Source organism: Isoptericola sp. NPDC019482, from assembly GCF_040632295.1.
In the GTDB taxonomy this organism is placed as follows: domain Bacteria; phylum Actinomycetota; class Actinomycetes; order Actinomycetales; family Cellulomonadaceae; genus Isoptericola.
Map to the genome: position 1 here is coordinate 1 of NZ_JBEYBQ010000052.1, position 19,292 is coordinate 19,292.

19 protein-coding genes are annotated in these 19,292 nt (G+C 72.9%); 11 read left to right on the top strand and 8 right to left on the bottom strand.

Translation table 11 applies throughout. From position 1 onward, the window contains the following. The 5 genes from ABZ493_RS20595 to ABZ493_RS20615 all read right to left on the bottom strand — a co-directional run. Positions 1-146 (bottom strand): helix-turn-helix domain-containing protein (locus tag ABZ493_RS20595; protein WP_430583996.1); only part of this gene is annotated, 146 nt, incomplete at its 3' end. A gap of 3 nt (positions 147-149) precedes the next feature. Next, a complete protein-coding gene (locus tag ABZ493_RS20600) occupies positions 150-1,445 on the bottom strand; it encodes an aminotransferase class I/II-fold pyridoxal phosphate-dependent enzyme (protein WP_430583978.1) in 1,296 nt (431 codons plus the stop codon). A gap of 87 nt (positions 1,446-1,532) precedes the next feature. Further along, positions 1,533-2,048 (bottom strand): SRPBCC family protein, encoded by a 516-nt coding sequence (locus ABZ493_RS20605; protein ID WP_430583979.1) that lies wholly within the window; start codon positions 2,046-2,048, stop codon positions 1,533-1,535. Continuing rightward, complete coding sequence (locus ABZ493_RS20610) at positions 2,045-2,956, bottom strand: hypothetical protein (protein WP_430583980.1); 912 nt, start codon at positions 2,954-2,956, stop codon at positions 2,045-2,047. Before ABZ493_RS20610 ends, ABZ493_RS20605 begins: the two co-directional genes overlap by 4 nt. After that, positions 2,953-3,495 (bottom strand): osmotically inducible protein OsmC, encoded by a 543-nt coding sequence (locus ABZ493_RS20615; RefSeq protein WP_430583981.1) that lies wholly within the window; start codon positions 3,493-3,495, stop codon positions 2,953-2,955. The genes ABZ493_RS20610 and ABZ493_RS20615 overlap by 4 nt, the downstream gene beginning before the upstream one ends. A gap of 208 nt (positions 3,496-3,703) precedes the next feature. On the opposite strand from ABZ493_RS20615, the gene ABZ493_RS20620 reads away from it, so the two are divergent. Both ABZ493_RS20620 and sigJ read left to right on the top strand, forming a co-directional pair. Then, the gene (locus ABZ493_RS20620; RefSeq protein WP_430583982.1) at positions 3,704-4,456 is read left to right on the top strand and encodes an SDR family oxidoreductase; all 753 of its coding nucleotides are present in this window, start codon (positions 3,704-3,706) and stop codon (positions 4,454-4,456) included. Positions 4,457-4,516: 60 nt separating this feature from the next. Next, positions 4,517-5,434 (top strand): RNA polymerase sigma factor SigJ, encoded by a 918-nt coding sequence (gene sigJ, locus ABZ493_RS20625; RefSeq protein WP_430583983.1) that lies wholly within the window; start codon positions 4,517-4,519, stop codon positions 5,432-5,434. Here the strand turns inward: sigJ and ABZ493_RS20630 are convergent. Further along, positions 5,416-6,789 (bottom strand): NAD(P)/FAD-dependent oxidoreductase, encoded by a 1,374-nt coding sequence (locus ABZ493_RS20630; protein ID WP_430583984.1) that lies wholly within the window; start codon positions 6,787-6,789, stop codon positions 5,416-5,418. The genes sigJ and ABZ493_RS20630 overlap by 19 nt on opposite strands. Positions 6,790-7,027: 238 nt before the next feature. Here ABZ493_RS20630 and ABZ493_RS20635 point away from each other — a divergent pair, with 238 nt between their 5' ends. From ABZ493_RS20635 to ABZ493_RS20675, 9 genes are all read left to right on the top strand, one after another. Beyond that, positions 7,028-7,831: a thymidylate synthase gene (locus ABZ493_RS20635; RefSeq protein WP_430583985.1), complete on the top strand. Its 804-nt coding sequence runs from the start codon at positions 7,028-7,030 to the stop codon at positions 7,829-7,831. Positions 7,832-7,847: 16 nt separating this feature from the next. Then, positions 7,848-8,372 carry a dihydrofolate reductase gene (locus ABZ493_RS20640; RefSeq protein WP_430583986.1) on the top strand — a complete coding sequence of 175 codons (525 nt, stop codon included), beginning with the start codon at positions 7,848-7,850 and terminating at the stop codon, positions 8,370-8,372. Between the two features lie 232 nt (positions 8,373-8,604). Then, entirely contained in the window at positions 8,605-9,588 is a 984-nt protein-coding gene (locus ABZ493_RS20645) for a sugar ABC transporter permease (RefSeq protein ID WP_430583987.1), read from the top strand. Continuing rightward, positions 9,588-10,262 carry a DUF624 domain-containing protein gene (locus ABZ493_RS20650; protein ID WP_430583988.1) on the top strand — a complete coding sequence of 225 codons (675 nt, stop codon included), beginning with the start codon at positions 9,588-9,590 and terminating at the stop codon, positions 10,260-10,262. The genes ABZ493_RS20645 and ABZ493_RS20650 overlap by 1 nt, the downstream gene beginning before the upstream one ends. 14 nt (positions 10,263-10,276) lie before the next feature. Further along, positions 10,277-11,794, top strand: a complete 1,518-nt coding sequence (locus ABZ493_RS20655; protein WP_430583989.1) for an extracellular solute-binding protein — start codon at positions 10,277-10,279, stop codon at positions 11,792-11,794. Between the two features lie 85 nt (positions 11,795-11,879). Next, entirely contained in the window at positions 11,880-13,223 is a 1,344-nt protein-coding gene (locus ABZ493_RS20660) for a glycoside hydrolase family 28 protein (protein WP_430583990.1), read from the top strand. Next, entirely contained in the window at positions 13,220-14,728 is a 1,509-nt protein-coding gene (locus ABZ493_RS20665) for an extracellular solute-binding protein (RefSeq protein ID WP_430583991.1), read from the top strand. The genes ABZ493_RS20660 and ABZ493_RS20665 overlap by 4 nt, the downstream gene beginning before the upstream one ends. A gap of 7 nt (positions 14,729-14,735) precedes the next feature. Further along, complete coding sequence (locus tag ABZ493_RS20670; RefSeq protein ID WP_430583992.1) at positions 14,736-15,254, top strand: hypothetical protein; 519 nt, start codon at positions 14,736-14,738, stop codon at positions 15,252-15,254. Next, positions 15,251-16,177: a carbohydrate ABC transporter permease gene (locus ABZ493_RS20675; protein ID WP_430583993.1), complete on the top strand. Its 927-nt coding sequence runs from the start codon at positions 15,251-15,253 to the stop codon at positions 16,175-16,177. Before ABZ493_RS20670 ends, ABZ493_RS20675 begins: the two co-directional genes overlap by 4 nt. A gap of 77 nt (positions 16,178-16,254) precedes the next feature. Here ABZ493_RS20675 and ABZ493_RS20680 read toward each other — a convergent pair whose 3' ends face one another. Beyond that, positions 16,255-17,619, bottom strand: a complete 1,365-nt coding sequence (locus tag ABZ493_RS20680; protein ID WP_430583994.1) for a serine hydrolase domain-containing protein — start codon at positions 17,617-17,619, stop codon at positions 16,255-16,257. A 102-nt stretch (positions 17,620-17,721) separates the two neighbouring features. Next, complete coding sequence (locus tag ABZ493_RS20685; protein WP_430583995.1) at positions 17,722-19,206, bottom strand: FGGY family carbohydrate kinase; 1,485 nt, start codon at positions 19,204-19,206, stop codon at positions 17,722-17,724. Between the last annotated feature and the right edge of the window lie 86 nt (positions 19,207-19,292).

The window sequence follows — 19,292 nt, forward strand, 5'->3', positions numbered from 1 at the left end:
GTCTTCTTCGTGACGCCCGCCTCCGCGGCGATCGTGTCGACGCCGACGGCGTGCAGCCCACGGGCGTAGAACAGGCGCGACGCGGCGTCGGGTCGCGAATAGTCCCCGGAATCGCGCTCACAACACTCGGGGGTGGGGCGGGCGATCGGTCAGGACGCGGCGGCCTCCGCCGCGGCGAGCAGGATGCAGGTGGCGACGCCGTCCATCGCGACGCGGACCTCGTCCAGCGGTGGCATGGTCGGCGCGAGGCGCAGGTTCCGGTCGTCCGGGTCCTGGTGGTACGGGAACGTGGCGCCGGCGGGCGTGAGCGCGATGCCGGCGTCCTTCGCGAGCTGCACGACGCGCGCCGCGGTGCCCGGCACGACGTCGACGGAGACGAAGTAGCCGCCGTCGGGCCGGGTCCAGGTGGCGACGCCGACGTCGCCGAGCCTCTCGTCGAGGATGTCGACGACGGCGCGGAACTTGGGCGCGAGGATCTCGCGGTGCTTGCGCATGTGGGCGCGCACGCCCTCCGCGTCGCCGAAGAACTGCGCGTGCCGCAGGTGGTTGACCTTGTCCGGGCCGATGGAGCGGATGCCCAGGTGCTTCGTGAACCAGGCGACGTTGGCGGGCGACGCCGCGAAGAACGCGACGCCGGAGCCCGCCAGCGAGATCTTCGACGTCGACGCGTACAGGAGCACGCGGTCGGGGTTGCCCGCCTCGGCGGCGAGGTCGATCGCGTTCGCGGACTTCGCCTCGTGCTCCGTGAGGTGGTGCACGGCGTAGGCGTTGTCCCAGAAGATGCGGAAGTCGGGGGCGGCGGCGGGCATCGACACCAGGCGCCGGGCGACGGCCTCCGAGACGACCGAGCCGTCCGGGTTGGCGTACGTCGGCACCACCCACAGGCCCTTGACGGTCGGGTCGTCGGCGACGAGCGCGGCGATCGCCTCGGCGTCGGGGCCGTCGGGCGTCATCGGCACGGTGACCATGCGGATGCCCAGCTCCTCGCAGATCGCGAAGTGCCGGTCGTACCCGGGCACGGGGCAGACGAACGTGATCTGCTCCTCGCGCGACCAGGGGCGCTCGGAGCCCGGCACGCCGAACAGCACGGCCTGCACGATCGTGTCGTACATCAGCGTCAGCGAGGCGTTCCCCTGCGCGAGGAGCTGGTCGACGGGAACGCCGAGCAGCTCGGCGAAGATGGCGCGCAGCTCGGGCAGCCCGGCGAGGCCGCCGTAGTTGCGCGTGTCCGTGCCGTCCGCTGCCGTGTGGTGGCCCTCGCCGGGCAGGGCCAGCAGCGCCTCGGAGAGGTCGAGCTGCTCGGCGGACGGCTTGCCCCGCGTGAGGTCGAGCCTCAGGCCGCGGGCCTGCAGGTCGGCGTACTGGCGGCGCAGGTCCTCGAGCCTCTCGGCGAGGCCGGCGGACGGGGTGGTGGACGACGGCGCGGTGAAACCCTCGGTGCTCACCCCAGGGACCTTACCGGCCGCGGGTCGGCGGTGGCAGGGCCGTCCATGCAGGGTCTATGGAGGATCCACGACGGCGCGGCGTCCCCCTCAGCGGGGGCCCAGCGCGCGGGCGAGCCGGCGCAGCGAGAGGCCCATGAACACGCGCAGCGCCAGCCCGACCAGCGGGGCGGTGAGGGCGCGGGGGAGCGGGCCGGCGAGGTACGCCTCCTCCCACCACACGACGCGGCAGCGGCCGGCGTCCATCGGGACGACGTCGAAGCCCGCCTCGCCGAGCAGCACCGGGCCGAGCTTGCGCAGCCGGGTGCGGCCGACCCGGGCGGCGGCGGTGGAGGGTCGTTCCAGCTGCTCCACGACCATCCGGTCGATGACGACCAGGCGGCCCAGGGCGCTGCCGGGGTCGCGCCGCGCGCCCGGGCCGCTCGCCATGGTGCAGCGGTCGCCCAGCTCCGGCCCGCGGGCGGCGGGGCCCTGGAGCCGGGTGGCGACCATCCAGCGGGGGTGGGTGCGCAGGTCCGCGACCCAGGCGAACGCGACGGACGCCTCCACCGGGACGACGCGTGCCACCTCGACGCGGTGCGCGGCGGGCGCTTCCGGAGCCGTCACGAGCCGTCGTCCTGCGTCGCGTCGCCGCGTCCCTTGCGGCGCGGCAGCCACCGGCTCGGCGACGACCGTCGCGGCGCGTCCAGCGCGCGCAGCGTCGGGACGTCGTCGCCCGGCTCGAGCACGAGCTCCACGACGCGCGGGAAGTGCTCGGGCGGCGGGCCGAACGCGCGCCGCGACTGCGCCACGACGCCGTGCCCGAGCGCCCGCCCGCCCGCGATGCCCACGACGAACCCGACGCCGAACGGCAGCAGCCGCCCGAGGGCGAGCGAGCCCTGCTTGGCGACCTGCCGCTTGAGGAACTGGCGGGCGAGCGTCTTGTTGACCCGCTTGATCGTCGTCTGCGGCATGGACGTGAGCAGCACCTTGCCCCACGCCACCGAGGAGCCGCCGATCGCGTTCTCCACGTCCTTCGCGCCCCGGTCGCCCAGCACGGTCGCCAGGAGCAGCGCGCGACGGCGCGGCACGTCGTCGATCTCGATGCCGTGCACGTCCGCGACGGCGAGCGCGAACGCCGCCGACGCCCCGAAGAACGTCGCCACGTCGCCCGTCGTGAGGGCCGTCGCGGCCGCCGTCCCGACCGACGGCGCCGCGGCCGCCGCACCCACCGCGCCGCCCGCCGTCGTCAGCAGGGCCAGGTACTCCTTCTCCAGGATGCGCACGATCCCGGCCGGGTCGGCCTCGGGGTTGCGCGCCCGCAGGCGGTCCACGTGCTTGTGGATCGCGGCGGACGGGATCGTCACCGCCTTGTCGAGCAGCGCGTCGAGCAGCGGCGTCGGCCGGTACCGCGCCCACTCCTCGCGGCGCCCGGCCGGGTCCCGGGCCTCGGTGACCTCGTCGCCCGGCCCGTCCGGGCGCACGACCTCGCCGCCCGGCGTCGGGTCCTCGCCACCCCTGCCGCGCGCGGTCACGAGGTGGCGTCCTCCGTGCCGTCCCGCGAGTCGCCGGCCGCCGGCTGCTCGAAGACCGCCGGCGGCACCAGGGCGCCCGCCTTGAGGGTGCGGCCCACGGTGCACGCCCGGTCGATGGAGCGCTGCGCCAGCAGCAGCGTCTTGTTCCGCGTGGCCTCGTCGAGGCCCGACAGGTCGATCTCGAAGCGCTCGGTGAGCACCGGGTACCGGTCCTCGTCCAGGTCCTTCGCGTCCTCGACCCGGATCACGGCCTCGTACGCCTCGCCGAGCACGCGGGCGAACTTGGTGTCGCTGCTCATGCCCGCGCACGCGGCCAGCGCGATCTTGAGCAGCTCGCCCGGCGTGAAGACGGCGCCCGCCTCCACGGGGCCGATCTCGACGCTCGCGCCGCGGGCGGTGTGCCCGCGGTAGGTGCGGGTGCCGGTGCGCTCCACCCACAGCGGGTCGGTGGGCGACGGCGTCACGGGGGCCGCCATGTCGGCCTCGGGTCCGGCCTCGGGGCCGGCGGCGGTGTCGGGCGCGGTGCTCTGGTCCGTCATGAGGCGATCCTCCCACTGGTCTCGCGATGGTCGCCCAGGGGCGTCCGGGCGGTCCGGAGGAGAACGTGCGGGGACGGCGCGGGATTCCGGTGTGACCCGGATCACCGGCCGTCGCCTGTCACGGCGCGCCGCCGTCCCCGGTCGACAGGGTGTCGGGCGGCCACCGGGCCGCCGGACGCAGGGACACCTCAGCAGAGAGGACAGGCTCATGAAGATCGTGGTCGTCGGTGGGACGGGACTCATCGGGACGCAGGTCATCGCACATCTCGGGGAGGCCGGGCACGACGCGGTCGCGGCCGCGCCGAGCACGGGTGTGGACACCCTGACCGGCGAGGGCGTGGACGCGGCGCTCGCGGGCGCCGACGTCGTCGTGGACGTGTCGAACTCGCCGTCGTTCGCGGACGACGACGTGCTGCGCTTCTTCACGACGTCGACGCGCATCCTGCTCGACGCCGAGGAGCGGGCCGGCGTGCGGCACCACGTCGCGCTGTCGATCGTGGGCGCCGACCGGAACCCGGACTCCGGGTACCTGCGGGCCAAGGTGGCGCAGGAGGAGCTGATCCGCTCCGGCGGCGTCCCGTGGACGGTCGTCCGCGCCACGCAGTTCTTCGAGTTCGCCCCCCGGATCGCCGACGGCGCCACCGTGGACGGCGTGGTGCGCATCCCGCCCGTCGGGTTCCAGCCGATCGCGTCGGCCGACGTGGCACGGTTCGTGGCCGAGGCGGCCGCCGGCGAGCCGCGCCGGGAGGCGTACGACATCGCCGGCCCGGAGCGGGTGCGGTTCGACGAGTTCATCGCCGGCGCGCTCGCTGCGTCGGGCGACGCCCGCGAGGTGGTGGCCGACCCCGCCGCGCCCTACTTCGGGGCCGTGCTCGCGGACGACTCGATCGTGCCGCAGGGCGAGGCGCGCCTCGGCGCGGTGACGTACGCGGACTTCACCGCGGCGCGCGCCACGGCGTGACCGCCGTCGTCGGTCACGCCCGGGCCGCCGCGTCGGGCGAGGCGGGCGTACGTTGACCGCATGACGACGCACCCGCCCGCGCCGGAGCGCCCCGGCACCCTCGACGAGACCGAGGGGGCCGGGGCGCTCGACGCGTTCCTCGCCGTGCGGCCGCAGCTGTTCGGCATCGCCTACCGGATGCTCGGGGGCGTGGCGGAGGCGGAGGACGTCGTGCAGGACGCGTGGCTCCGCTGGCAGGGCACCGACCGCGCCACCGTGCGCAACCCCGCGGCGTTCCTCACCACGGTGACGACGCGGCTCGCGATCAACGCGGCGACGTCGGCCCGCGCGCGGCGCGAGACGTACGTGGGCCCGTGGCTGCCCGAGCCGGTGGACACCTCGCAGGACCCGGCGCTGGGCGCCGAGCGCGCGGAGGCGCTCGAGCTCGCGACGTTGCTGCTCATGGAGCGGCTCACCCCGGTGGAGCGCGCGGTGTACGTGCTGCGGGAGGCGTTCGGCTACCCCTACTCGCGGATCGCGGAGATCCTCGACCTCACCGAGGCGAACGCGCGCCAGCTCGCCCGGCGCTCGCGCGACCGGCTCGGCACGCGCGAGGCGGTGCCCGTGGACCCCGGCGAGCACCGGCGCCTGCTCGACGAGCTCGTCGCCGCCGCGCACGAGGGCGACCTCGCGCGCTTCGAGCGCTACCTCGCCGACGACGTCGTCGCGCGGCCCGACGGCGGCGGGCGGGTGCACGCGTCGCGCGTCGAGCTGGTCGGCCTGGCGCGGGTGTCGCTGTTCCTCGACAACGTGTGGCGCAAGTTCTGGGACGCCGGCACGGTGCGCGCCGTCGAGGCGAACGGCCTGCCCGCCGTCGTGGTCGACCGGGACGGCGCGCCGTACGCGCTCCTCGCGCTCGACGTCGTCGCCGGACGCGTCGAGCACGTGTACGTCCAGGTCAACCCCGACAAGCTGGCGGGCTACGCCGCGACGTCCTGAGGCTCCTCGGCCTCGACGGCCGCGCCGTCGTCGGGCGCCGTGGCCGCGGCGAACGCGGCGCGCGGCGTCTGCACCGACGCGAGCGAGACGACGTCGCGCCCGAACACGGCGGCGGTGAGCCACACCGCCAGGACTCGGGCCTTGCGCTCCCACGTCGGGATCGCCAGCACGTGGTAGCCGCGGTGCATCAGCCACGCGAGGCGGCCACGCACCACCAGCCGGCGGTACTGGAAGATGCCCGACCCCAACCCCAGCGTGGCGATGACGCCGAGGCTGCCGTGCACGTAGGGGTGCGTGGGTCGCCCGCGCAGGCTGGCGACGAGGTTGCGCGCCAGCCGTCGGCCCTGCCGGACGGCGTGCTGCGCGTTGGGCACGGCGAGCGCGCCGGGCCGCGCGACGGCCAGGTCCGGGACGGCGGCGCCGTCGCCCGCGGCCCACGCGTCGGCGACGGGCTCGTCGTCGGTGCCGACCCGCAGGTCGGATCGCACGACGACGTACCCGCGGCGGTCCACCGGCAGGTCGGTGTGCGTCGCGACCACCGGGTTCGCGGCGTTGCCCGCCGTCCACACCAGCAGGCCGGACGCGAACTCCTCACCGGTCGAGAGGCGGACGACGCCGCCGGCCGCGGACTCCAGCCCCGTGCCCAGGTGCACGCGCGCGCCCCGCCGCTCGAGCTGCTCGACGACCCAGCGCCCCGGGCGGTCCGTCACCTCCGGCAGGATCCGGTCGCTCAGCTCGACGAGGTGGAACCCCAGCTCGGCGGCGTCGATCTCGGGGTACCGGGGGAGGAGGTCGTGCGCGAGCGACAGCAGCTCGCCGAAGCCCTCGACCCCGGAGAACCCGCCACCGACGAACGTCACGGTCAGCAGGCGCTCCCGCTCCGGCCCGCGCGGCAGGCTCGCCGCCCGGTCGAACGACGTCAGCAGCCGGTCGCGGATGGCGACCGCCTCCTCGACGTGCTTCATCCCGATCGCGTGCTCGGCGACGCCGGGCACGGGGAAGACGCGCGTCACCGCGCCCGCCGTCACCACCACCGTGTCGTAGGGCAGGCGGTACGGCTCGCCCGAGCGCGGCCGGACGACGACGACCCGGTCCGCGTGGTCCACGCGCACCACCGACCCGTCGACCAGCCGCGTGCGGCGCAGGTGGCTGCGGTGCGCCACCGCCGCGTGCCGCGCCTCGACGGACCCGGCCACCACCTCCGGCAGGAACGGCTGGTACGTCATGTAGGGGCGCGGGTCGACGAGCACCAGCTCCACCTCCCCGCGCCGCAGCTCGCGCCGCAGGCCCTTCTCCAGCTCCCGGGCCGTCGTGAAGCCCGCGTAGCCGCCACCGACGATCACGATGCGTCGCATCACTGCCTCCTGTGCCGCGCCCGTCGGGCGCTCTCACCACGTCGACCGCGCAGCGCGCTCCTTCGTGACTGTCGCGAGGTGTGACGTCCGAGACGTCGGCGCGGCAGTTCGTGCTCGGGGCGGCAGCTCGAACTGCCGCCCTGAGTTCGAACTGCCGCCGTGAACGCCGTTCCGGGCCGCGCGACGACGCGCCGCCGCAGGGCCACCGGCGGTGTCGGGAGGGTCGTAGGGTTGCCGCATGGCCGCCATCCCCACCCCGTACGAGGACCTGCTGCGCGACGTGCTGGAGCACGGCACGCACAAGGAGGACCGCACCGGGACGGGCACGCGCAGCGTGTTCGGGCGCCAGCTCCGCTACGACCTGCAGCAGGGGTTCCCGCTGATCACCACGAAGCGCGTGCACCTCAAGTCGATCGCGTACGAGCTGCTGTGGTTCCTGCGCGGCGACTCCAACGTGGGGTGGCTGCAGGAGCACGGCGTGACGATCTGGGACGAGTGGGCCTCGCCGGAGGGGGAGCTGGGCCCGGTGTACGGCGTGCAGTGGCGGTCGTGGCCGACGCCGGACGGGCAGCACGTCGACCAGATCGCGGGCGTGATCGACCAGATCAAGGTCAACCCGGACTCGCGCCGCCTCATCGTCAGCGCGTGGAACGTGGCCGAGCTCGCCGACATGGCGCTGCCGCCGTGCCACCTGCTGTTCCAGTTCTACGTGGCGGACGGGAAGCTGAGCTGCCAGCTCTACCAGCGCTCCGCCGACCTGTTCCTCGGCGTGCCGTTCAACATCGCCTCGTACGCGCTGCTCACGCACATGGTGGCCGCGGAGACCGGCCTCGAGGTGGGGGAGTTCGTCTGGACGGGCGGCGACTGCCACGTCTACGACAACCACGTCGAGCAGGTCCGCACCCAGCTGGAGCGTGACCCGTACCCCTACCCGACGCTCCGCCTCGCGCCGCGCGACTCGATCTTCGACTACGCGTACGAGGACATCGAGGTGCTCGGCTACCAGCACCACCCGGGCATCAAGGCCCCGGTCGCCGTCTGACCCCGGCCGCGACGACGTGATCGGTCTGATCTGGGCCCAGGCGCGCGATGCCGCGGGCCGGCCCGTCATCGGCGCCGCGGGCGAGATCCCCTGGCGCGTGCCGGAGGACTTCGCGCACTTCAAGGCGACGACGGCGGGGCACCCCGTCGTCATGGGGCGCCGCACCTGGGAGTCGCTGCCGCGCCGTCCGCTGCCCGCGCGCACCAACGTCGTCGTGACGCGGCAGCCGGGGTGGTCCGACGACGGCGCGGTCGTCGTGGGCTCGGTGGACGCGGCCCTGGCGCTCGCCGCCGCGGCCCCCGGCGGGGACGAGGTCTGGGTGATGGGCGGCGGCGAGGTCTACGCGGCGACGCTCGCGCTCGCCGACCGGCTGGTCGTCACCGAGATCGACCTGGAGGTCGAGGGCGACGCGTTCGCCCCCGTCGTCGACGCCCTGACCTGGGAGATCGCCGACGACGGCGCGTGGGCGACGTCGTCGGGCCCGGGCGCCCTGCGCCATCGCGTGCGGACGTACGCGCGCCCGGTCCGCCCCGCCGTGTAGCGTCCTCGGACGCCCGGCGGACCCGCCCGGGCGGACGCGCTCCCACCGGCCCGGGCCGGCAGCAGATCACGATCTCGACACCGATCGGTGGAAGGCGCTTGCCGATTCCGGTACCCGTCCGGTACGTTTCCGAGAAACCGGTTACCGGCGCGTTTCACCAGGAGCGCGGACAGCTCGAGGACGAGCAGAGGGGCACGCCAATGGTGGTTGTGATGAACGAGGGGACGGCGCGATGAGCGCGGTCACCGCCGCGAAGACCGCGGCACCGACGACGCCGACGTCCGGCGGCGCGGGGGCGCCCGTGCGCCCTCGCCGCAAGCGGGTGCCGGCGCTGTGGAAGCACAAGGCGCTCTACCTCATGGCCGTGCCGGGGATCCTGTACTTCATCCTCTTCAAGTACGCGCCGATGGGCGGCCTGGTCATCGCCTTCCAGGACTACCTGCCGTTCCTCGGCATCGGTGGCAGCCCCTGGGTCGGCTTCGACCACTTCGTGCGCTTCTTCTCCGAGGACACGTTCTACATCCTCCTGCGCAACACCCTGATGATCTCGCTGGGGATGCTGATCTTCGCGTTCCCCGTGCCGGTGATCCTGGCGCTGCTGCTCAACGAGGTCCGCACGAAGTGGTTCCAGCGCAGCATCCAGTCGGTCGTCTACCTGCCGCACTTCCTGTCGTGGGTGATCGTCGTCTCGATCTTCTACGTGCTGCTCACGACTGACGGCGGGTCGGTGAACAACCTGCTGGTCTCCTGGGGATTCGACCCGATCCCGTTCCTCACCGACCCCGACTGGCTGCGGCCCATGTACATCTTCCAGGAGATCTGGAAGGGGGCCGGCTGGGGCACCATCGTCTACCTCGCCGCGATGACCGCGGTCGACACCCAGCTCTACGAGGCGTCCGAGCTCGACGGCGCGGGACGGATGCGCCAGGCCTGGCACATCACGCTGCCGGCCATCCGGCCCACCATCATCGTGATGTTCATCCTCGCCATCGGCGACTTCCTGGAGCTGGGCTTCGAGCACATGTTCCTCGTGATGAACTCGCTGAACCGCGACGTCGCCGACATCTTCGACACCTACGTGTACACGGCGGGTATCGAGAACGGGCAGCTGAGCTACGCGGCCGCCGTCGGCCTGTTCAAGGGCCTCGTCGGCCTGATCCTCGTGGTCTTCGCCAACCGCCTCGCCAAGCGGTTCGGCGAGGAGGGCGTCTACTGATGTTCTCCTTCGAGGGCTTCGTCCGGATCGACGCGATCTGCCGCGGCATCTTCCGGGTCGCGTACCTGAGCGTGCTGTGGCTGGCGACGACCGTCCTCGGGCTCGTCGTGCTCGGCTTCGGCCCGGCGTCGTACGCGATGGCGAAGTCCATGGACCGCTGGCTGCGGCACGGCGAGACGCCGTCGGTGGCCCGCACGTTCGTGGCCGACGTCCGCGAGCGGCCGCGCGAGTCGATGCTCGCCGGCTGGGTCGTGCTCGGGGCGGGCGCGGTGATCGTCACCAACGTCTTCCTCGCGCCGACCTGGATCCTGCAGGCGGTCAACGTGCTGGCGCTCGTGGTGCTCGGCGTCGCCATGGCCTACGTCTTCCCGGTCATGGTCGCCACCGATGTCGCCACGACGCGCCGCCGGTTCGCCGCGGCGCTGCTCATCGGCTTCGGCTCGCTGCACTGGACGATCATCGGCGCCGCCGCCGTCGGCGTCGCCTGGTGGCTGCTGTGGACCTACGCCACCCCGCTTCTCCTGCTCTTCGGGGCCGGGCTCCCGGCGTTCGTCGTCGGCCTGGTCACCCGCATCGTGTTCCGCCCCCTGGAGGAGTCCCCGGAGGTCTCGGGGCTCAGCCGCCCTTCCTTGCACCACCAGATGATCGCGCCTGCGACGGAGCAGGTGTCATGAGAGGAGCAGTACCCATGCGCAAGACCCTGTTCGTCAAGGGCGCGGCTGCGGCCGCGGTGACCGCGCTCGCGCTCACCGCGTGCAGCAGCAACGGTTCGGGCAACGAGGACGGCGGCGGCGAGGCCGACGACAGCCCGATCACCTGGATGTCGATGCTGCACACTCCCGTGACCCCCGACGCGGACGGTCCGATCCAGACCGCCCTGGAGGAGTACACCGGCCAGGAGTTCAAGATGCAGTGGGTCCCGGACGCGTCGAAGGAGGAGAAGATCAACTCCGCCCTCGCGTCCGGTCAGCTCGCCGACATCGTGTCGCTGACCGTCACCGACAGCACGACCGTGCGCCAGGCGCTCAAGGCCGGGCAGTTCTGGGACGTCGAGCCCTTCCTCAAGGACTTCCCGAACCTCGCGAAGATCGACCCCGACACCCTCAACGCCGCCAAGCTGGACGGCAAGCTCTACGGCGTGCCGTTCCAGAAGATCAAGACGCGCTACGGCGTCGTCGTCCGCCAGGACTGGCTGGACAACCTGGGTCTCGAGGCGCCGCACACGATCGAGGACCTGGAGAAGGTCGCCGTCGCGTTCGCCAAGGACGACCCGGACGGCAACGGCAAGGACGACACCACGGGCTTCATCGACCGCGAGGAGAGCTTCCTCGTCGGCTTCCGCTCGCTGACCGGTTACTTCGGCGCGGGCGACAAGTTCTCCGTCGACGACTCCGGCCAGGTGCACGCCGCGTTCGCCAGCGACGAGTTCAAGCAGGCGATGGAGTGGTACCGCGGCGTGTACGAGCAGGGCGGGGTGAACCAGGAGTTCGTCACCGTCCAGAAGACGAACCAGCAGGACGCGATCGCGCGCGGCAAGGGCGGCATCGTCGTCACCGGCCTGTTCGAGGCGAAGAACTACATGGACCTCGCGCAGAGCGCCGACCCGAAGACGCCGATGAAGTGGGCGCTCATCAACGACATGACTCTCGACGGCCAGCCGCACCACATCATCACCGACACCGGCGGCGGCATGGGCGGCTGGCTCGCCCTGCCGAAGTCCGAGGTGAAGGACGAGGCCGAGGTCAAGAAGGTGCTGGGCTTCCTCGACAAGCTCATGGACGAGGAGCCGTTCGGCCTCATGACCAACGGTGTCGAGGGCACGCACTACTCGCAGGACGCCGACGGCGTCGTGACGATCGAGGACCAGACCGCCTGGGAGCAGGAGGTGCAGCCGTACTCGTCGTCGCGCCCCTCGGAGAAGATCGTCACCTACAAGAGCACGAAGCCCTACGTGGACGAGGCCAACGAGAAGATGGCCGCGCAGGAGCCGGACGCCGTCATCAACCCGACCCAGTCGCTGAGCTCGGAGACCTTCGACCGCCAGTGGTCGACGATCGAGGACAAGGCGATGGACGCCTACAACCGCTACCTCACGGGCCAGATCGAGATGGCCGACTACGAGGCCGTCGTCGAGGACCTGCGCGGCCAGGGCCTGGACGACATCGAGGCGGAGTTCACCGCGGCGTACGCCAAGGTGAACGGCTGACCTTCCCGACGCGGTGAGCGGGCGTCCGGCCCCCGACAGGGCCGGACGCCCGCCCGCCGCACCCGGCACCACCGAGAGGCAACACGTGCACACCCTCGACGAGACCCTCGCGACGACGACCCTGCAGGCCGCGATCGACGACGCCGCGGCCGCGGGCGGCGGCACCGTGGTGGTGCCCGCCGGGACCCACCGCACGGGCTCCCTGCGCCTGCGCTCGCACGTCGAGCTGCACCTCGAGGCGGGCGCGCGGCTCGAGTTCGTGCCCGACCCCGCGCTCTACCCGCCGGTGGACGCCCGCTGGGAGGGCGCCAGCTCGACCATCCACCAGCCGTGCCTCTACGCGCACGGCGAGACCGACGTCGCGATCACCGGCCGCGGCACGATCGACGGCGGCGGCGCGGCCTGGTGGGACACGTTCCGCCACGATCGGGAGTCCCTCGCGTACCCGCGGCCCACGCTCGTGGGGATCCACGAGTGCAGCCAGGTGACGATCCGCGACGTCACCCTCACGAACTCGCCCGCCTGGACCGTCCACCCGCTGCTGTGCGAGGACGTGAGCGTGTCCGGCGTGCGGATCCACAACCCCGCCGACTCGCCCAACACGGACGGCATCGACCCGGAGTCGTGCCGGAACGTGCGGATCAGCGACTGCCACATCGACGTCGGCGACGACTGCATCGCGATCAAGGCGGGCACCGAGCGCACGGCCGAGCGCGTGCCCTGCGAGAACATCACGATCACCGGCTGCACGATGGTGCACGGCCACGGCGGCGTGGTGCTCGGCAGCGAGATGAGCGGCGGCATCCGCAACGTCGTCATCACCGGGTGCGTGTTCTCCGGCACCGACCGCGGGATCCGGCTCAAGTCGCGCCGGGGTCGTGGCGGCGTCGTCGAGGACGTCCGCGTGACGAACGTGATCATGGACGGGGTGCTGTGCCCGTTCGTGATCAACCCCTTCTACTTCTGTGGGCCCGACGGCAAGGAGCCGTGGGTCGGCGACCGGTCGCCGCACCCGGTGGACGACCGGACCCCGGCGTTCCGGCGGATCCACCTGGCCCACGTGACCGCCCGCGGGGTGCACGCCGCGGCGGCGCACCTGTACGGGCTGCCCGAGGCGCCGCTGAGCGAGATCACCCTCGACGACGTCGCCATCTCGTTCGCCGACGACGCCGAGCCGGGCGTCCCCGCGATGGCGGCCGGCGTCGAGGCGGTGGCGCGGGCGGGCATCCGCGTCGGGTACCTGGCCGACTCCGCCTTCACCCGGGTGCGGGTGGTCGGGGCGGTCGGCCCCGAGGTGACGGCCGAGGCGAGCCCCACGCTGCGGCTCACCGACGTGACCGGACGGATCGAGCGGGACGACACCGGCGTCTCCCGCGCATCGAGCTCGCCTGCGACGGAGCAGGCGGCAGGAGAGGAGCACCGCGCATGAGGAAGCACCTGTTCGTCAAGGGAGCGGCCGCGGCCGCGGTGGCCGCGCTCGCGCTCACCGCGTGCGGCAGCAACGGTTCGGGCGACGAGGGGGGCGAGGCCGACGGCCCGATCACCTGGATGGCGACGTTGCACACCCCCGTGACGCCGGACGAGGACGGTCCGATCCAGACCGCGCTGGAGAAGCACACCGGCGAGGACCTCAAGATCCAGTGGGTGCCGGCGGCGTCGTCGGCGGAGAAGCTCAACGCGGCGCTCTCGTCGGGGGCGCTGGCCGACATGGTGTCGATGGCGCCGGTCGACAGCTCGACCGTGCGGCAGTCGCTGACCTCGGGGATGTTCTGGGACGTGGAGCCCTACCTCAAGGACTTCCCGAACCTGGCGAAGATCGACCCGCAGACGCTGGACGCGGCCCGGCTGGACGGCAAGCTCTACGGCGTGCCGTTCCAGAAGATCAAGGCGCGCTACGGCGTGGTGGTCCGGCAGGACTGGCTGGACAACCTGGGCCTGGAGGCGCCCCACACGATCGAGGACCTGGAGAAGGTCGCCGTCGCGTTCACGAAGGACGACCCGGACGGCAACGGCAAGGACGACACCACGGGCTTCATCGACCGTGAGGAGAGCTTCGACCTGGGCTTCCGGTCCCTGTCGGGGTACTTCGGCGCCGGCGACGACTTCGAGGTGGACGACACCGGGCAGGTGCGCTCGACGCTCGACGGCGACGCCTTCAAGCAGGCGATGGAGTGGTACCGCGGCGTGTACGAGCAGGGTGCGGTGAACCAGGAGTTCGTCACGATGCAGAAGACGAACCAGCAGGACGCCATCGCGCGCGGCAAGGGCGGCATCGTCGTCACCGGCCTGTTCGAGGCCAAGGGGTACCTCGCGCTCGCGCAGGACGCGGACCCGAAGACGCCCATGAAGTGGGCCCTGATCAACGACATGACCTACCAGGACGTGCCCCGGCGGATCCTCACCGACACCGCCGGCGGGCTCGGCGGCTGGCTGTCCTTCCCGAAGTCGGAGGTGAAGGACGAGGCCGCACTGAAGCGGATGCTCGGGTTCGCCGACAAGCTGCTGGACGAAGAGGCGTTCGGCCTCATGACCAACGGCGTCGAGGGCACGCACTTCTCGCAGGACGCCGACGGCGTGGTGACGATCGAGGACCAGACCGCCTGGGAGCAGGAGGTGCAGCCGTACTCGTCGTCGCGGCTGTCCGAGAAGGTCGTCACGTACAAGAGCACCGAGCCGTACGTCGACGAGGGCAACGAGAAGATGCTCGAGAACGAGCAGTACGCCGTCGTCAACCCGACGCAGTCCCTGTCCTCCGAGGCCTACGACCGGCAGTGGACCACGGTCCACGACGCGGCCAAGGACGCCTACAACAAGTACCTCGTCGGCCAGATCGAGATGGCCGACTACGAGGCCGCCATCGAGAAGCTGCGCGGCCAGGGCCTGGGCGACATCGAGCAGGAGCTCACGGCCGCCTACGCCGAGGTGAACGGCTGACATGGCCATGACCGAGACGCCCGCCCGCCGCGACGGCGCCACGTCCGCACCCGGGAGCGACGCACCCGAGGCCACGGTCCGGCGCACCGTCGAGCTCTGGGTCGCCGGGGTGGCGGCGGCGCTGACGACGCTCTCCCTCGGCGCGTTCACCGTGGTGGTGAACGGCGTCGACGAGGCGACGTTCGCCGACACCCTCTACCCGTTGCTCGCCGACGGTGGGGTCGCCGGCGCGGCGGGCGTCCCGGTCGGCGTCGCCTACGAGGCGACGCGCACCCTCGCGGCGTGGTTCAGCTTCACCGTCCCCGTCGTGCTCGGGCTCACCGTCGTCGGCTTTGCCGTCGCACGACGCCGGCCCGCACGGCGGTCGACCGGGTGGTGGTTCCTCGCCGCGGGCCTGGCCTGCCTCCTCGGCAGCCAGCTCCTGCTCTACCCGATCGCCTTCGGCTTCTTCGTCGCCGCGGGGCTCTTCGCCCTGCGCTCCACCGACCAGCATTCCGACCAGCCCCACACCGGGAGTTCCAGATGAGCAACAACGTCGCGGCAGCACCCACCGCACGACCCGTCCGCAGCACGGGTCGGGCCCGCAAGCCCTCGGTCGGGGTGCGTGTCTTCCAGGTCGTCAACGTGGTCGTCCTGACCGGGTTCGCGCTGCTGTGCCTGATCCCGTTCCTCAACGTGCTCGGCAGCTCGCTCGCCACGCCGGGCGAGATCGCCACCCGGCCGTTCATCCTCATCCCGCACACGTTCACGCTCGACGCCTACCGGTACATCCTGTCGACGTCGACGATCTTCCAGGCGATGGGCGTCTCCGTCATCGTCACGGTGGGCGGCACGTTCCTCAGCCTGCTGATCACGGCGCTCATGGCGTACGCGCTGTCCAAGCGGTACCTCAAGGGCCGGCGGGTGATCAACTTCCTCGTCGTGTTCACGATGCTGTTCAGCGGCGGCATGATCCCCACGTTCATCGTGGTGCAGAAGCTCGGCCTCATCGACTCGCTCTGGTCGCTGATCCTCCCCGTGCTGATCAACGCGTTCAACTTCGTCATCATGCGCAGCTTCTTCCAGGGGATCCCGGACAGCCTGGAGGAGGCAGCGCGCATCGACGGCTGCTCCGACCTGGGCGTGTTCCTCCGGATCGTGCTGCCGCTGTCGCTCGCGTCGATCGCGACCATCGGCCTCTTCTACGCCGTCTACTACTGGAACACGTACCAGGCCGCGATCCTCTACATCAACGACTCGGAGAAGTGGCCCATCCAGGTGCTGCTGCGCCAGATCGTCATCGTCGCGTCCGGCATGAACGCGGACGAGGGCTCCGTCGACGTCGTCCCGCCCGCCCAGTCGGTGAAGATGGCCGTCATCTTCGTGGCGACGCTGCCGATGCTGCTCGTCTACCCGTTCATCCAGCGGTTCTTCGTCAAGGGCGCCCTGATCGGCTCGGTCAAGGGCTGACCCGCGCGGCGCGCTGCCGGGACGACAAGGGCGGGAACCCCCGGGCGGGGGTTCCCGCCCTTGTCGCACCCGCGGCGTCAGGCGGTGCGGGCGTAGGCCGCGTGGAACGTCCAGCGCGGGTCGAGCGTCTCGCCGAAGCCCTGCGACTGGACGGCGAGGGTGCCGTCGTCGGCCAGGGCCAGGCGGAGCCGGAGCGTCGCCAGCTCGTCGCCGTGCGTGCCCGCGCGCACGTCGAGGGTGCCCGGGGAGGACCAGCCCGCGGTGACGACGGCCGGCTCGCCGCCGATCCGCGTCGTCAGCGGGCGCGTGGTGTCGAGCGCGATCGACCAGCCGTCGGACGACGCGACCGTCCCTCCGTCGCCCTCGACGGCGAGCGTGAGCCCCGCCGGGCCGGCCTCGGGCGTGCATGTGGCCCAGGACCCCGCCATCGGGCGCGCGTGCCCGGCGTCGTGCCGCGGCGCGGGCCAGGCGAGGTCCGCGGGGGCCGCCGTCGCCGGTGTGCGCGCACCGCCGGAGCGGGCCAGCTCGCGCGCCGGCCCGACCAGGCGCTCGAGGACGAGGTCGAGCAGCTTCTGGTCGCCGCTCGCCGCGGCCTGCGAGTCGGCGGTGACGACCACGGCGACCTGCAGCTCCGGGTCGCCGTAGACGATCTGCCCGCCCAGGCCGAACATCAGCCAGCCGCCGACGGGCGGCAGCCACAGCTGGTACCCGTACGCCGTGCGGAACGGCCCGCCCCACGTCTGCGTCGCGGGGTGCGACTGCGGCGTCGTCGCCGCCGCGAGGTAGTCCGCCGGGAGCAGCCGGGCGCCGTCGTGCACGCCGCCGTCGTTCAGCAGCCGGGCCAGCCGGGCGAGGTCGTCGGGCGTGCAGATCAGGCCGGAGCCGCCGTGGCTGAAGCCGTCCGGGCCGGGCAGGAAGTACAGGCCGGGGGAGGCGCCGATCGGGTCGAGCACGCGCGGGCGAAGGTACTCGGCGAGCGAGCCGCCCGTCGTCCGTTCCACGAGCGCGGCCAGCGTGTACGACGCGCTGGTGTCGTAGGTGAAGAGCGTGCCCGGCGGGTGGGTCGGTTCGACGCGGAAGTACGACTCCAGCCAACCGCCCTCGCGCACCTTGTACGTCGTGGAGCGGTGCGGACCGACCATCGCCAGCATGTGCCGCAGCGTCGTGGCCTCGAGCCACGGGTGCGTCGGGTGGCCGTCGACCAGGTCCGGGAAGTGCTTCGCCACGGGGTCGTCGAGGGAGAGGCGCCCCTCCGCGGCGAGGAGCCCGACGGCCAGGCCTGTGACGGTCTTCGAGACGGAGTACATGCGCTGCGGGACGTCGTGCCCGCGGGTCGGGGCCGTGGCGGAGACCGGTCGGTCGTCCCCCACGCGCACGTCGACGGTGTGCAGGGCGATGTCGAGCGCGGCGGCGCGCTCGACGAGCGGGTGCAGGTCGATCATGCCACCAGCCTAGTAACCGCTTTCCCGCCAGCGCCAGGACGAGCACCGTGACCGGGGGCCTCGCCGCGCCGCCGGGGACGCGGCGAGGACCCGCCCGGCGGCTCAGGTCAGGTCGCGGACGGCGGCGTACTGCTCGCGGACCACCGGGCGCGGGTCGGCGTCCAGCGTCGTGGCCACGGTCGTCGACCACGCCGGGGCGGCCGCCTTCGCGTCGGCCGCGGCGGAGAGTACCCACGCGGCCTGGCGCGCCGCGCCGTCGGCCACGTACTGGCCCGGCTCGGGCACGCCGATCGCGAGCCCGAAGACCTGCGTGGCGACCTGCTGGACGGCGGGGGACTGGGCGGCCCCGCCGATGAGCATGACGCGCTCGATCGGCACGCCCTGGGCGCGCAGCGCGTCGAGGCCGTCGGCCAGGCCGCAGAGCATGCCCTCCACGTAGGCGCGCGCGAGGTGCTCGCGGGTGGACGTCGCGAGGCGGACGCCGTGCAGCGTGCCGGTGGCGTCGGGCCGGTTGGGGGTGCGCTCGCCCTCGAGGTAGGGCACGAGGACGAGGCCGTCGGCGCCGGGCGGGGCGGCGAGCGCGAGGTCGGCGAGCGCGTGCACGTCGACGTCGAGCACCGTGCGGGCCGCGTCGAGCACGCGCGCCGCGTTGAGCGTGACGGCGAGCATGAGGGCGTTGCCCGTGGCGTCCGCGAAGCCGTTGATGGCGCCGGTCCCGTCGGCGGTGCGGGTCGGCGCGACCGCGGACACGACGCCCGACGTGCCGATGGAGATCGCGATGTCGCCGGGCTTCATGCCGAGCGCGAGGGCCGCGGCCGCGTTGTCGCCGGCGCCGGGCCCGATGAGGGCGCCGCCCTCGACGTCCGCGCCGGCGACCGACGCGTGGGCGACGCCGCCCGACTCGGACGGGCCGAGCACGCGGGGGAGGGCGACGTCGTCGCGCCCGAGGGCGAGGTGCAGCAGGTCGGGTCGGTAGGCGCCCGCGCCGTCCTCCGCCTCCGCGTCGTAGTAGCCGGTGCCGGACGCGTCGGAGCGGTCGGTGCGCAGGGCGTCGAGCTGCGGGCCGAGCGGCGACTCGCCCTCCGGGCCGTAGCCGGCGATGCGCCAGCTCAGCCAGTCGTGGGGGAGCGCGACGGCGGCGACGCGGGCGGCGTTCTCGGGCTCGGCGTCGCGCAGCCAGCGCAGCTTGGTGACGGTGAGGGACGCGACGAGCACCGACCCGACGGCGTCGGCCCAGGCCTGCGCGCCGGCCTCGCGGTCGCCGTCGCCCAGCTCGGCGATCAGGTCCTCGGCCGCGGCGGCGGAGCGCGTGTCGTTCCACAGGATGGCGTCGCGGACCACGCGGCCCTCGGCGTCGAGCGCGACGAGGCCGTGCTGCTGGCCCCCCACCGCGAGAGCGGCGACGTCGTCGAGGCCGCCGGCCTCCGTCGACGCGGCGAGGAACGCGTCCCACCAGTGCTGCGGGTCGATCGACGTGCCGTCGGGGTGCTTCGCGATGCCGGAGCGCACCAGGGCGCCGGTCTCGGCGTCGCGCACGACGATCTTGCAGGACTGCGTGGACGTGTCCACGCCGGCGACGAGGGGCATCGTTGCTTCCTTCTCAAGCGGTCCGATCCGGTGTTGTGGGCGCGATTTCGGGGACTATTCGCGACCGAATAGTCCCCGAAATCGCG